The sequence below is a fragment of the Solirubrobacter ginsenosidimutans genome, from assembly GCF_027587205.1.
Window position 1 is genome coordinate 112723 of the sequence record NZ_JAPDOD010000011.1, and the last position, 13688, is coordinate 126410.

Sequence of the window (13688 nt, forward strand, 5' to 3'; positions counted from 1 at the left end):
TCGGGTCGTCATGGAGGCGTCATGCTCACGTCCTGGGCCGCGGGTCGTACCGGTTGAATGCCCTGGTCACAGCCCTGGACTCGTTGCCGATGCCAGCGAGCCGACCCGCTCTCGGCGGTGGCCGCTCAGCGCCAGGGCGACACCGGTCGCGTAGGCCGCAGCGGTGGCCATAAAGGCGGCGCGCAACGAGACGGAGCTGCCGTCCGAGACGAGCAGGGCGCCGAGGACGGCGACGCCCAAGGCTCCTCCGGTCTGGCGGGATGCGTTGAACACGCCCGACGTCAGGCCGACGCGGTCGCGTGGCGCGCGGCTCAGCGCGAGCGCGGTCATCGCCGGCATCGCCAGTGCGGTGACGCCGAGCAGAACGGTGGAAGGGATCAACGCCGTCGTGGAAGCGCCGGGCGCCTCGAGCGAGATCAGCAGCGCTCCGGCGGTGCCTGCGGTCAGGCCGACGACGATCGCGCGCCATTCGCCGACGCGGCTAACCAGGCGACCGCTGAGGAACGCCATCGTCCCCGTGACGGCCGTCATGGGCAGCAGGGCCAGGCCGGTGTGCAGCGCATCGAGTCCCTGGGCGCGGTGCAGGTAGACGGCCAAGCAGAAGATCGCTCCGTACAAGCAGAAGTTGAACACGGTTCCGATCGCGACCGCCGTCGAGAACGTGCGCTCGCGGAAGAGCAGCGGATCGACCATCGGGTGGGCGACCGATCGTTCGACGATCACGAATGCGCCGGCGATCGCGATGCCGGCGACCAGCAGCGCGACGGTGAGCGTCGCGCCCCAGCCCTGGCTGCCCGTGGTGATAAACCCGCCTGTTAGTGACGCCAGGCCGGCTACGGCCAGCAGTTGCCCTGGAACGTCGAGCGGATGAGCATGCCGGCGCGTCTCGTCGACATGGCGCACGAGCAGGAGCGCAGCAGCGGCTGCGATCGGCACGTTGACCAGGAAGATCGCGCGCCAGCCGAGGGCGGCGACCAACACTCCCCCGAGCACCGGGCCGGCCGCAAGGCCGATCCCCGACGCGCCGCCCCACAGGCCGAGCGCTCTGCGGCGGTCATGCGCTTCGGGGAAGGAGAGCGCGACAAGCGCCAGCGAGCAAGGCATCAACGCGGCGGCGCCGGCGCCCTGGACGACCCGGGCGACGATGAGCACGGTCAGCGAACCCGCTCCCGCACAGGCGGCGCTGCCCAGGGCGAAGATCGCCAGGCCGATGAGAAAGCCGGTGCGCGAGCCGACGTGGTCGGCCAGCACTCCAGCCGACAACAGCAGTGACGCGAACGTGAGCGTGTAGCCGTTGACGATCCATTGCGCCGCCGGGAGCGCGCCACCGAGGTCGGCGCCGATCGGCCCCAGCGCGACATTGACGATGGTCGCGTCGAGCGTGATCACCAGGAAGCCCAGGCAGATCCCCGTGAGCCCGAGTGCCCGACTTCGTGTGGCGTCGGCGGCGATCAAGGTCATGGCGTTCATGGTCCCCGTAGGGGCGGGCGTTCTCCACGATCTCGGAGGTCATGCTCGTAGACGTCGCCTAACAGACGGCGTACGGTGCGTCCTGGTGGAACTACGACAGCTGCGCTACTTCGTGGCCGTCGCCGAGGAACTGCACTTCGGCCGTGCGGCCGCGCGCTTGCATATCGCCGCGCCGTCCCTCTCCCAGCAGATCAAGGCATTTGAGGCGAGCCTCGGCGTCGCGCTGTTCGCACGGGACCGCCGCCACGTCGAACTCACCGCCGCGGGCCGAACGCTGCTCCCCGATGCGCGTGAGATCCTCACTATGGCGGCCCACGCGGAGCGCCGTCTCGCCGGAACGACGGTCACGTTCCGGCTTGGCTACGTCAGCTGGCTGCCGGACCAGCTGATCGCTTCGTTGCGCTCCGACGTGCGCATCGACGAGTGGGTGATGCCCAGCCACATCCAGATCGCGCGCGTCCTGGACCGCGGACTCGACGCGGCGATCGCCTGGGCCTCGGGGCCCGACGAGCGTCTGGATCACCAGCTGTTGTGGGCCGAGCCGCTCGCGGCCGTCGCGCCCGCCAAGGGCGGCAACGAGATCGTGAAGGCGTCAGCGTTGCGCGTGCTGGTCGACGCCGACCTCACCTCGTGGGACGCGTGGAACCGGTACGCGACGGAATTCGCGAACGACGTCGGCGCCAAGATCCTCCACATCGACGACGGTGGCATCACCGGGCGCGCGTTCTATGACCGCGCGCGCAAGTACCGCGCACCGCTGCTGATGTCACCCAAGCGGCATCCAGACCCGCTGCCCGCCGGGCTGCGGACCCATCTGGTCGTCGATCCGACACCGCTGTGGTGCTGGTCACTGGTCACGCGCGCCGACGACGAGCGCCCGGCGGTCCTCGCGCTGCGCGAAACGGCGATCGCGCTGGCACGTGCCGCCGGGCTTCACGTACTGCCGCCCGGCGACACCTGGCTTCCCGCTCAAGATCCGCACCGCGACGCGATCCGCGCGCAACGCGAGGCCGACCCATAGCGCGCGCTCCTGCCCTTCGCGTCCACCGCCGCGCGGCTGCATCGCCTGGACGCACCCCGACGAAGTCAACGAAGCCCTGCATCAGTTCATCGCCAACTGATCGGAGACCCCGTTGTTAGGTCCCGTCTACCAGCATGAGCGTGAAGATCGTGGAGAACCGCGGTGCGTGCGGCCACCATCGGGATCGTGACACTACGCCTCGCTGAAGCCCATAGAGCACCCGAGCACGGCGACGAAGCCGCTCAGCTGTCCCGTCCCTTCGCGCAGCGGATGCTCGGCAGGTGCAGCGAGCGTGCGACGCTCGACGCGCTGGTGCGGTACGTCGGCGCGGGCGAGAGCCAGGCACTCGTGGTACGTGGCAACCCGGGCGTCGGCAAGTCGATGTTGTTGGCGTACGTGGCCGAGCGCGCGGAGCACTGCCGGATCGTGCACGCAGCCGGCGCAGAGTCAGAGATGGGGCTGGCGTTCGCCGGCCTCCAGCAACTGTGCGCCCCGCTGTTGGATCGACTCGAGCGTCTGCCGGCGCCGCAGCGCGACGCGCTGGCCACGGCGTTCGGCCTCCACGCCGGCGAAGCACCGGATCGCTTTCTGGTCAGCCTCGCCGTGCTGAGCCTCCTCGGCGAGGCCGCCGAGCATGCACCGTTGATCTGCCTGGTCGACGACGCGCATTGGCTCGACCGCGCCTCGACTCAGATCCTGGCGTTCGTCGCACGCCGGTTGCGCGACGAACCGGTCGGGCTCGTCTTCGCATCCCAGCAGCGCAAGCACGACGACGAACTCGATGGTCTCCCAGAGATCGAGGTCGAGGGCCTCGGCTACGACGACGCATGTACGTTGCTCGAGTCGGTGATCGCCGGACCGTTGGACGACCGCGTCCGCGACCGGATCATCGCCGAGACGGCCGGCAACCCGTTGGCGCTGCTCGAGTTGCCGCGCGGCCGGAACCCGGCAGAGCTGGCGGGCGGCTTCGGACTGCCGGACGCCACGCCACTCGCCACCTACGTCGAACAGAGCTTCGCCCGACGCTACGAGCAGATGCCAGCCCTCACCCAGCAGCTCCTGCTGGTCGCAGCCGCCGACCCAACCGGCGACGCGACGCTGCTCCTCCGGGCCGCCGATCACCTGGGCCTGAAGATCGACGAGGACGCGCTCGATGCCGGAGAGCTCGTCACAGTGGACGACCGGGTCTGTTTTCGTCGTCCGCTCGTCCGCTCTGCCGTCTACCAAGTCGCCTCGGCGGCGGACCGGCGGCGCGTGCATGCCGCGCTCGCCGAGTCCATTTCCCCGGGGGAGGACGCCGATCGGCGCGCATGGCACCGGTCCCACGCTGCCGCGGCGCCCGATGAGGCCGTCGCGGCCGAGCTCGAGGCGTCGGCCGGGCGAGCGCATGCTCGTGGTGGGCTTGCGGCCGTGGCTGCGTTCCTCGAGCGAGCCGTAGCGCTGACGCCGGACCCAAGGCGGCGAGCGCAGCGGGCGCTCGCCGCCGCGCGCGTCGCCCACGCGGCCGGAGGCGCAGACGCCGCCTCCCCCTTGCTGCGCGCTGCGCGTGTCGGGCCACTTGACAAGCTGGAGAGCGCCCAGCGCCAGCTGCTCGAGGCTGAGATCGCGTTCGGCTCCCGGCGGGGCGGCGATGCGGCCTCGCTGCTGGTCGCGGCCGGGCGGCGCCTTGAGCGGCTGGACCCGCGGCTGGCTCGCGCTGCGTACCTCGAGGCGGTCTGGGCGGCGTGCGGCGCGATGCATCTCGCCAATTCGAGCGGGCAAGTCGACGTCTCCGTGGCGGTCCGTGAAGCGACGCCTGCCGCCGGAGCTCCGAGCCCCGAGGACCTGATGCTCGATGGGATGGCGACGCGCTTCATCGACGGTTTCGGGGCCGGCGCACCGACGCTGCGTCGAGCGCTGGACGAGTTCCGAATTACTGAGACCGAGGGTTTGTTCGACATTGCGTGGGTGTGGCTCGCCGTCGAGCTGTGGGATGCCGACGCGTGGTTCGAACTCGGCACGCGGCACGTCCAGGCGGCCCGTGAGGCCGGCGCGCTCACCGTACTTCCCGTCGCCCTGCACACGCTCGCGTCCCGGCACCTGCTCTCCGGAGACCTTGTGGCGGCCGAGTTGCTGCTGACCGAAGCTGACTCGATCCTGGCGGTGACCGGCGACGCACCCATGATCGATGCGCGGCTACGTCTGGGCGCGCTGCGCGGCACCGACGCCCAACCGCTGATCAAGGCGAGTATCCGCGATTCGACGCAACGGGGCGAGGGGGTGCTGGTACGTCACGCCGAGGAGGCGGCAGCAACCCTGTACGCCGGGCTGGGCCGTCATGACGACGCGTTGGCGTGGGCGCAGCGAGAGTTCGACCACAACCCCCACGTGCTCTACCGGACCGCGCTTCCGGAGTTGGTCGAGGCGGCGGTTCGGTGCAACCGGCTCGACCTTGCGCGCCGCGCTGTCGATGAGCTCAGCGAGCACACACATGCGAGCGGCACGCCCTGGGCGCTGGGCGTCGAGGCGCGCTCCCGCGCGCTGATCAGCTCGGGAGACGACGCCGACGCCTGGTACCGGCAGGCGATCTCGCTGCTGGGCAGCGGTCGCCTAGATGTCGAGTCCGCTCGCGCTCAGCTGCTCTACGGCGAGTGGCTGCGTCGCGAGCGACGACGGCGCGACGCACGCGATCAGCTGCGCGCAGCCCATGACAGATTCACGCTGATGGGCGCCGGGCCGTTCGCGGAGCGTGCTGCCCGCGAGCTGCGCGCCACCGGCGAGACTGCGCGCAAGCGTACCGGCACGACCAACGAGGCCCTCACCATGCAGGAGGCGCAGATCGCCCGCCTCGCCGCCGATGGATACACCAACCACGAGATCGGCGCCCAGCTGTTCCTCAGCCACCGCACCGTCGAGTGGCATCTGCGCAACGTGTTCGCGACGCTCGGGCTCAGGTCCCGCAGAGAGCTGCGCTCAGCCCTGCCCGACGCCACCCGAGCAACCGCGCGAATCTGAGGTCGTCCAGCGCACCGTCACGAGGTCCCAACGGACCGGAGCGGACATCGAGAGCCAACCCGTTGACCGACAACGCCCACTGCTCCCACACGACCCACATCGCGCGGCGCCCCAAGCATCTTCGGGAAGAAGTGCAACTGCGTGCCCGGCTTTGGGGTTCGCGAAGCTGGGTGACCGCCTCGCTGGTCACGTCGTTAGATCGTCGTCACGCTCGTGGCCCGCCGTGCGATGTTCCGTCGTAGTCGTAATGTGGCATCGGGAGGCTCGACACGTTCAGCGCCCACGCCGCCCCATACGCTTCGAAGCCGGAAATCATGGGCGGCGGGAACGTCGGGTCGGTGAAGGCGCCGACCGCGACCCCGACGACCTCCGGCGCGACGGAGATCTCCCAGTACACGGTCGAGCCGCACTCGGGGCAGAAGTGATACGTGGCGCCGCCGCTGTCGCAGGAGCGAAACGCGGCGGGCTTGTCGCTGTCACTCGGGAACGTCCACGCCGTCGATGGGCCTTCGATCGTCACGTGCTCGACCGGAAGTCGCGCCTGCACGCTGAGCACGCTGCCCGTCCGCCTCTGGCATTCGTAGCACTGGCACACCGAGATTCGCTCTGGGTCGGGGCCTGCGTAGGTGAGGCTGAGCTTGCCGCAGTTGCACGAAGCTGTACGCGCCATTGGTGGGTCCCTTCTGCGTTGTGTGTGGACGTCCGCGCGTCAGATCAACTCGACGTCTGGTAGTGCCCAGGTGCCGTCGAACAGGCCCTCCGTGGGGCTGTAGAGGCGGAACATCGGGTAGAAGCCCCGGCCGGGAACGGTCTCGATCCAGTTGCTCTCCAGACCTGCCGGCGCGGCGGGCCCGAAATACATGTCGAACGAGCCATCCGCGTTGGTCTTGAGCTCGTCGTAGGACGCGTGGGCGGCGTCGTTGGTCGGGTTCTGGACCATCGAGCGCGTTGCGCTGTCGTACAGCGTCAGCGACCAGAAGGCGGCGGCCGGCGGGTTCGCGGGCAAGTGGAGGCGATAGGACTTGCCGCCGTCGAAGTGGTTGCCGTCGGAGTCCTTGAAGGCCTGCATGTAGTTGCCGCCGGGACCGGCTTTCATCACTCCGAGAGCGGGCGAGAGGTAGATCGCGCCGTAGGTGTATTGCAGCCGCTCGTCCAACTGGCTGTAGGTCTGCGTTTCCTGGCTCGGCTTCACGTAGAACACCCAGTCCCACTGAGTGCCTTCAAACGCGGTGACGCCGGTTTCGCGCTTGGAGCCCTCGTACATCACGTTGCGGGCCATCGCGTCGCCGAGGACGGCTGCGTCCTCGAGCATGGCCTGCTGGCGGGCGTCAGGCTCGAACGGCCGGCCCTTCTCGATGCCCAGCGGCTTCAGCATCGCCATGAAGAACCGGTCGTGCTCTTGGACGGGGTTGTTGTCGATGACCGTGGCCAGTCGCGCCCAGAACTCCATCCCGCCGGGCGGAGTCGTGTCGATCAGCTTGCCCGAGATCGAGACGAACTTGTTCGGCTTGGGGTCTTCACGCTCGCTCCACGGGTAGACCTTGACGTTGCGGATGCGTGCCACGGCGTCGGGCACGTCGTTGTCGACGACGATCCCGCGCACCAGGAGGTTGTGGTTGTGCATCGTGGCCCGGACCTCGTAGTAGCCGGACGGAGCGTCGCCGGCGTGGCCCGGTGGTAGCAGCAGGAACTTGCCGCCGTGGCCCGCGTCGGGCCCTGGCAGGCCGACGTCGACCAGCGAGCGTTGCCAGAAGTCGTCCAAGAGGCCGACGATCGCTCCGGGTGGGATCTCGATCACGACCGGACCCTGCGCGACGTCGATGTTGATGACGGCGTAGATCGTCGTGTCGTTGGCCGTGAGCCAGACAGACTCGGGACCGACGAAGTGGTCGGCGATGCCCATGTCGTTGAAGTCGATGCCCAGGTCCCGTTTGAGGGTGAGCCGGATGGACTCGAACGACACGGCGGGATAGCCCCACAGGTAGGCCTGCACCGCGCGCTGGAAGTCCATCTCGTCGAAGAGCTTCCGCGACGTCTCGGCGGTCGGGAAACCCAACTCGTACCGAAGCGTGCCGACACGCGGCACCTCCACGCTGTCTAGAACCGTGGCGTTCGGGTGTTCCACCGTCGTCATGACACGTACTCCCGTGGCGATGCAGTTGACCCCGCGACCGTATGTGTCCTGGAGCCGCTGCTCATCATCCACTCGGGATGAACGCGCCTCTCGCGCCGGCGATCAGCGCGACGTGATCGTGTCGGCTCGCGCCGGGTAGCGTGAGTCCTCGAGCAGGCCGAGCTCGACGGCCCGCTCGATCGCTTCGTCTCGCGACGCCACGCCGAACTTGCGGTAGATCGAGCTCGCCTGCGTCTTGATCGTGGTGCGCGAGAGGAAGAGCCGCTCCCCGATCTGCGGAAACGCGAGATGGGTCGTCAACAACGGCAGGAGCCGCAGCTCTGCTGCTGTGAGGCTCATCGCCCACTGGCCGCTCGGAATCGACGTTGCCGCGACGCGTTGCCGGAGCTCGCGCGCGAGCACGGCGAGCGTTCCCAACCGCGGGCGGACGCGCAGGATGGCCTCGGCCTCGCCCAGCACCGTGCCCGCGACACCGGCTTCTCCGAGCGCGAGATGCAGGCGCGTGAGCTCGAGGCCGATCTGGACCGACAACCAAGGGAGTCCATGGTTCAAGAGCGGGCGCACGCGATGGATCCGAGCCACGTCCTCGCGGGCCTGCCTGACATCGCCGTGCTGGATCGCGATGCGCGCCGTGGCGGCAAGCGCGAGCCCGCTCACGATGTAGTCGTCGAGCCCCGCTTTCTCGACGACCGACACCGCCCGCGCCGCGTGGACCGCGGCCTCGTCCCACGAGTCCGCCTCCATCGCGACAAAGGCGAGCTCGGCGAGAGCGGCGGTGCCGTCCTCGGATGCACCGGCCGATGCGGCGATCTCGGATGCGAGCAGGAGCGCTTCGCGGCCGCGATCCGGGTCGCCGAGGAGCACGTGTGCCACCCCGGCGGCAAGCTGCGCCGCCGGTCGAAACCACCCGTCCGGGCTGAGCTCGAACGTCAGCTCGGCGTCCGCGAGCATCGACTCGATTCCGTCCGGGCACGTGGAGGTCCGCAGCGCCGCGATCCACGGCTCGATCGACGCGCTCCCGTCCGGGAGTACCGGCGATGCCGTGCTCATCTGCGCGGCGCGCTCGCAGCGCGCGCCCTCGGCCGGGCGCCCGGTAAGGAAGTAGACCCAGGCGCCGAGCACGGCGATCGTCGGATAGCGCCTGAGCAACGCGTCGTCATACCAGGCGAGCCATGACTCGACGGTGGCCACGCGGCCGGAGTACCACGCAGGCAGGAGGAGCTGCTCGATCAGACGGGTGACGGCGTCGGTGTCGCCGGCCTCGTGGGCATAGTGGAGCGCCGGCTCGGCCATGCCGTTGCGCTCGCACCACGCCATCGCCCGCCGGTTCAACTCGCGTGCGATCTCCGGTTCGCGGAGCCCGAGCTCGCTGCGCAGCAGGTCGCGGAACAGGTGGTGGTAGCGGTACCACGTCCGGCTGCGCTCGAGCGGGACGACGAAGTGATTGCGGCGCTCCAGCGTCACGAGCTCGCGCGAAGAGTCGTGTTGCCCGACAACCGCATCGCACAGCCCGCCGCACATCCGATCGAGCACGGAGGTGCGGGTCAAGAACCGCACCTCCTGGTCCGTGAGTTGCGCCAGGAGCTCGGACCGCAGATAGTCGGTCACGAACCGGTCATCGCCGCCGAACGCCTGGACCGCTTGCGGCCCGGCCCTCCCCGCCTGCAGCGACAGTGCGGCGAGATACAGGCCCGCCGGCCAGCCCTCGGTCCGCTCCACGAGCTCGGCGACGGCAGCGTCGTCGAGATCGACGCCCGCGTTGCGCAGCAGCGCCGCCGCTTCCTCCACATTCAGGCGCAGATCGCCTGCGCCGATCTCCAACACGCGCCCCTGCGAGCGCAGAAGCGGCAGCGGCAACGCGGGCTCTTCCCGGCTTGACAACACGATCCGCGATCGCTCCGGAATGTGGTCGATGAGCGCGGCGACCACGTCCATGCACGTTGGATCGCTCACCAGGTGCACGTCGTCCAGCACCAGGACGACAGGGTTCGCCGCTGCCGAGAGTGCCGCGCACAGCCGGGGAACGCAGGTTGCCCAGACCGATCGACCCGGCGTCGAGAGCGCTTCGAACACTGGCACCGGGACGGGCTCGACGCGATCCAGGGCGGCCGTGACGTAGCGCAGCAGGACCACCGGATCGTTGTCACGCTCGTCAAGCGCCACCATCGCGAACGACCGCCCGTCCAGTTCGGCCAGATGCGCGAGCAATGTCGTCTTCCCGAAGCCCGCCGGCGCCACCACGCTCGCCGCACGTGCGCTCGATGCGCGGAACCGGTCGATCAGCTCGGTCTTCGCCACCGTGTCGGGGCGCAACTCCAGTGGCGCGAGTTTCGCCTCGATCAACTCATACGGAAGCTCGGCCGGCGTCATGGCCAAAGGCTCGTCAGGGGCGGATTCAAAAGGACCTGGATAGCGCTAGCGGAACCCTGCTCGGCTACGCGTCGAGCTTCGCAGAGCAGCGCGCCGCATGCAATCACCCAGACGGGGTGACGCCCACAATTCCGGTTCGCGGCGCTAGACGTCGAGCCCTTCGAGCGCGGCTTCGACGTCATAACCGAGCGCCAGCGCCACTTTCGGGGCAGCCGCCACGGCTCGCGGAACCCCCGTCAAGCAGACGACAGCGAGGAGCGTGCCGGCGATTTCGTCCGGAGTGGCTCCCGCCGCCAAGGCACGCTCGACGGCCAGTTGGTACGACGCCTGCCCACCGTCAACCGCGACCGTGGTCCCGAGGCGCACGAGTGCGTAGATCTTGTCCTCGAGGCCCGACGCCTCGCGATTCGGCTCGGCCGCGAGGAGGGAGGCGACTAACGCCTCGTCACCGAGGGCGAGCTTGCGCAGGCGGTCTGTGTAGTCATCCATAACGTTCAACAGCGATCGAACGCTGCGGGGTTTTCGTCGGCCGTGAAATTGTTTGTCGAAGCTAGGCTGGCGCCGGCCAGACCTCATCGTGCCAATGGGATGAAATCGATCCGTGGCCGCGCTTCATCCAGTCGGGACGATGAGCGTGTAGCCGATTGAGCGGATGCTGCGTGCGTGGTCGCTGCCCGGTCCGAACCGTCTCAGGAAGAGATCCGCGCGGCCCGGCGCGAAAGCAGGCTCCGGGAACGCTACGGGCTGCTCCTCGCCTCGCTCGTGGTGCTGTTCATCGTCCAGGGCGTCGCGCCCGGTGGTCCGTGGCAGGAGGTCCTGATCACCGCCCTCAGCGCGAGCACGCTCGTGCTCGCGTTGCGAGCGGGCGAGGTGAGCCTGCGGATCGTGCGGCTGGCCGTCGTCGCCGGCGCGATCCTCGTGGCCACCGTCGCGGCGCTCGCGCTCGCGGACACGACGAACACGGGCGCCGCGCGGATCGCGAGCGGCCTGCTGGTCGCTGTCGCGCCGCCGGCGATCGCGATCGGCGTGCTCCGCGGCCTGCGCGCCCGTGGGCATACGACGGTCCAGGCAGTGCTGGGCGTCCTGTGCCTCTACCTGATGTTCGGCCTGTTCTGCGCGTTCGCGTACGGCACGATCGACCACCTGGGCGGCGCTCCCGTCTTCGCCAACGACGTCGCCGCGACGACGGCCCACTGCCTGTATTTCAGTTTCGCGACGCTCACCACGGTCGGCTACGGCGACGTGCTCACGCGCTCTGACCTGGGCCACACCTTCGCAGTCACCGAGGCGCTCGTGGGGCAGGTCTACCTCGTCACCGTCGTCGCGCTGCTCGTCTCCGACCTCGGGTCGCGGCGCACCCACGCCCCGTAGGCCGGAGACATGCGGATGCGTCTACGCGGTGGCGGCCACGGCCTTCTTGGCCTCCTCGGCGCTGTCCTTGTCGATTTCGTGCTTTGAGACCTTGTCCGCCTTGGCCGTGGCCTTCTCGACCTCGGCGACCCACTGTTCGTCGAACAGGGCGACGATGCCCGAGCTGCCGGGCGGGAGAGACTCGGCGACCTCTTCCTTGATGTCCTTCTTCTGGGCGTGCGAGACGAGACCGCCGACGCCCGCGCCGATGCCCGCGCCGACCACGCCGGAGGCGAGGAAGGCGGGCGGGAAGATCAGCCCGATGAGCAGGCCACCGGCGGCCCCTAGCCCCGCGGCGACGCCGACCGTGTGGAAGTTGTCCTTCACATCGATCTTCCCGTCCATGTCCCGGGTGACGAGCACGAGCGCTTCTACCGTGATCACGTCGTCCTTCGCGAGCTGCTTGATGGCATCCCAATCCGCCTGGGCGGCGTTGGGATCGCTATACGCCGCGATGTAGAGGTCGACGGGGGCTTGCGTCTGATCCGTCATGGTGATGCTCCCTTCCGTTGTTGTTCAGAGGCCTGTCTCGGCCGCGATGCGACCGGAGGCGACGGCCTCCTGCAGCGCGCTGTAGTCGCGCTCGTTCTGATCGGCGTACGTCTCGGCAAACGTCGCCAGCGCACGGTCGAAACTGTCGCTGCCGCCGAGATAGCTCGCGATCGCGATCGCGTCCCCGGAGCGGGCGTGCGCCTTCGCGAGCGCATGCCCGCACAGGCGCGCGTAGATCGTCATGGCCGTGGGCTCCATCAGGTCGACGAGCGCGGAGCCCTTGCCGTCCCAGAGCTGGCGGATGTAGAAGTCCCGGTTCACGCCCTCGAGGTCCGCGACCCGGATCCAGCCGAGCATGATGTCGCCGGCGGCCTGCGTCAATCGCTGGCCCTCGACGACGCGCTGGCCGTGGTGGTTGAACTTGCTCTTGCCGACGAACGGCTCGAGCACCGACGCCTGCGCTTCCTTGACCTGCAGGAACAGCGGATCGTGGTCGTCGCGCCCGAGCATGAGCACGATCCACGCGCGCGCTCCGACGCTGCCGACGCCGACGACCTTTCGCGCCGCGTGCACGTAGCGGAAGCGCTCGAGCAGCTCTCGGCGATCGGGAGTCAGGGTACGCCGGTAGGAGCGGATGACTCCGCGCACGAACTCCGCGTGGTCGAACTCCTCCGCGCCGGCCGCGACCTCGTCGATCGGCACGATCAGCGGCGGATCGCTCGCGATCCGCGGCTCGCCGTCGACAGTCGTCGTCAGCTTCGTGAACGCCCGGAGGCTGTCCTTGGACCGCGCCTTCGCCACGTTGGCCTCGAAGCGCTTGCGCTGCTTCCCTGACCCATGCTGGGCCACGGCCGCGTCGATCTCGTCGACGTCGATCCGCGAGTACCAGAGGTCGAGGTTCGACATCCCGGCGAACTCCCGGATCGCCTCCCGGTACGCCTTGCTGACGTCCCGATTGATCGAACGTCGCTGCTTCGCGTCGAACCCGCGATCACGGCCGGCCACGGCGAAGCTGGCCACCAGCCGCTTGACGTCCCACTCGAACGGGCCCGGCAGTGTCTCGTCGAAGTCGTTGATGCTGAACACCAGGCGCCGGTCGGGCGCGCCGAAGGCCCCGAAGTTGGACAGGTGCGCGTCGCCGCAGAGCTGCACGTCGAGCCCGGTCCGAGGTGCGCCGGCCAGGTCGGCCGCCATCGGATACGCGGCGCCGCGGAAGAACGTGAACGGCGAGACGAGCATGCGGCCGTAGCGGATCGGGACAAGCTCCCGCAGCCTGGATGCGGCCTGCTCCTCCAGCAGCTCGACCGGATCACGCCGATCGGCGGCCGGCTGCCAGTCGCCGAGCTCGGCACGCGGTGCCGCGAGCCTCGCCGCCTTGCCCTTCTCCGCCCGCTCCGCGACGGTCAGGTGGACGACCGCCTTCGGCTTGGAACGGCGCTCGTTGCCCGGGCGCGCGTCGAGCGACACCGCCCGCTCCCCGTTGTGACCGTCGGTCGCACCGACTGCGCCAGCGCCCGCGGGAGCCTCTTTGACGTCGATCATGGTGATCGTTCCTTTCGCCTGCCGAACTGCGAGTGCAGCGCGTGCCACTCAAGCGCCGCTCGGCCTGCGCGTCATCCACCACATGGCATGAAATGCGCCGGCGCTCGTCGGTGGGGCGCGAACTTCATCCCATCGGGTCGATGACCGTCCGTGGGTGCGATCGGAGGATGCTCGTATGGACGAATCGGCTAGCGGTGCGCTAGCGCAGGCGCAGGTGGGTCGTGAGTTGTCCCAGCGTGGTGCCGATCAGAGCAC

General features: G+C 69.2%; 11 protein-coding genes and 1 pseudogene. 4 read left to right on the forward strand and 8 right to left on the reverse strand.

The window, feature by feature from the left end; translation table 11 throughout:
* Nucleotides 1–66: 66 nt before the first annotated feature.
* Nucleotides 67–1461 (reverse strand): MFS transporter, encoded by a 1395-nt coding sequence (locus OM076_RS13895; RefSeq protein ID WP_270040583.1) that lies wholly within the window; start codon nt 1459–1461, stop codon nt 67–69.
* A 94-nt stretch (nt 1462–1555) separates the two neighbouring features.
* Here OM076_RS13895 and OM076_RS46865 point away from each other — a divergent pair, with 94 nt between their 5' ends.
* The gene (locus OM076_RS46865) at nt 1556–2491 is read left to right on the forward strand and encodes a LysR family transcriptional regulator (protein ID WP_372518037.1); all 936 of its coding nucleotides are present in this window, start codon (nt 1556–1558) and stop codon (nt 2489–2491) included.
* 192 nt (nt 2492–2683) lie between these two features.
* On the opposite strand, the gene OM076_RS13905 is transcribed toward OM076_RS46865, so the two are convergent.
* On the reverse strand, nt 2684–2908 hold the full coding sequence (locus OM076_RS13905; protein ID WP_270040584.1) for a hypothetical protein: 225 nt from the start codon (nt 2906–2908) through the stop codon (nt 2684–2686).
* Here OM076_RS13905 and OM076_RS46870 point away from each other — a divergent pair.
* Both OM076_RS46870 and OM076_RS13915 read left to right on the forward strand, forming a co-directional pair.
* A pseudogene (locus OM076_RS46870) lies at nt 2804–3166 on the forward strand (ATP-binding protein); the annotation flags it as partial. The gene OM076_RS13905 and the pseudogene OM076_RS46870 sit on opposite strands and share 105 nt — an antisense overlap.
* A gap of 237 nt (nt 3167–3403) precedes the next feature.
* On the forward strand, nt 3404–5485 hold the full coding sequence (locus tag OM076_RS13915) for a LuxR family transcriptional regulator (RefSeq protein ID WP_270040586.1): 2082 nt from the start codon (nt 3404–3406) through the stop codon (nt 5483–5485).
* A gap of 205 nt (nt 5486–5690) precedes the next feature.
* Here the strand turns inward: OM076_RS13915 and OM076_RS13920 are convergent, their stop codons facing one another.
* The 4 genes from OM076_RS13920 to OM076_RS13935 all read right to left on the reverse strand — a co-directional run bounded on the left by OM076_RS13920 (nt 5691) and on the right by OM076_RS13935 (nt 10478).
* The gene (locus OM076_RS13920; RefSeq protein WP_270040587.1) at nt 5691–6155 is read right to left on the reverse strand and encodes a GFA family protein; all 465 of its coding nucleotides are present in this window, start codon (nt 6153–6155) and stop codon (nt 5691–5693) included.
* Between the two features lie 39 nt (nt 6156–6194).
* On the reverse strand, nt 6195–7577 hold the full coding sequence (locus tag OM076_RS13925) for a DUF1254 domain-containing protein (protein WP_270040588.1): 1383 nt from the start codon (nt 7575–7577) through the stop codon (nt 6195–6197).
* Between the two features lie 144 nt (nt 7578–7721).
* Nucleotides 7722–9989 (reverse strand): winged helix-turn-helix domain-containing protein, encoded by a 2268-nt coding sequence (locus OM076_RS13930; protein WP_270040589.1) that lies wholly within the window; start codon nt 9987–9989, stop codon nt 7722–7724.
* Nucleotides 9990–10133: 144 nt separating this feature from the next.
* A complete protein-coding gene (locus tag OM076_RS13935; protein ID WP_270040590.1) occupies nt 10134–10478 on the reverse strand; it encodes a carboxymuconolactone decarboxylase family protein in 345 nt (114 codons plus the stop codon).
* Nucleotides 10479–10652: 174 nt separating this feature from the next.
* Here OM076_RS13935 and OM076_RS46070 point away from each other — a divergent pair, with 174 nt between their 5' ends.
* Nucleotides 10653–11360, forward strand: coding sequence for a potassium channel family protein (locus OM076_RS46070; RefSeq protein WP_270040591.1), 708 nt, complete (start codon nt 10653–10655; stop codon nt 11358–11360).
* A 21-nt stretch (nt 11361–11381) separates the two neighbouring features.
* Here the strand turns inward: OM076_RS46070 and OM076_RS13945 are convergent, their stop codons facing one another.
* Complete coding sequence (locus OM076_RS13945) at nt 11382–11891, reverse strand: DUF1269 domain-containing protein (RefSeq protein ID WP_270040592.1); 510 nt, start codon at nt 11889–11891, stop codon at nt 11382–11384.
* Between the two features lie 24 nt (nt 11892–11915).
* Nucleotides 11916–13433, reverse strand: coding sequence for a DUF2252 domain-containing protein (locus OM076_RS13950; RefSeq protein WP_270040593.1), 1518 nt, complete (start codon nt 13431–13433; stop codon nt 11916–11918).
* Between the last annotated feature and the right edge of the window lie 255 nt (nt 13434–13688).

Bases quoted from the DNA above. Each gene is read 5' to 3' on its own strand.
- OM076_RS13895 (WP_270040583.1), bottom strand. From the start codon at position 1,461: ATGACCTTGATCGCCGCCGACGCCACACGAAGTCGGGCACTCGGGCTC.
- OM076_RS13920 (WP_270040587.1), bottom strand. From the start codon at position 6,155: ATGGCGCGTACAGCTTCGTGCAACTGCGGCAAGCTCAGCCTCACCTAC.
- OM076_RS13930 (WP_270040589.1), bottom strand. From the start codon at position 9,989: ATGACGCCGGCCGAGCTTCCGTATGAGTTGATCGAGGCGAAACTCGCG.
- OM076_RS13935 (WP_270040590.1), bottom strand. From the start codon at position 10,478: ATGGATGACTACACAGACCGCCTGCGCAAGCTCGCCCTCGGTGACGAG.
- OM076_RS13945 (WP_270040592.1), bottom strand. From the start codon at position 11,891: ATGACGGATCAGACGCAAGCCCCCGTCGACCTCTACATCGCGGCGTAT.
- OM076_RS13950 (WP_270040593.1), bottom strand. From the start codon at position 13,433: ATGATCGACGTCAAAGAGGCTCCCGCGGGCGCTGGCGCAGTCGGTGCG.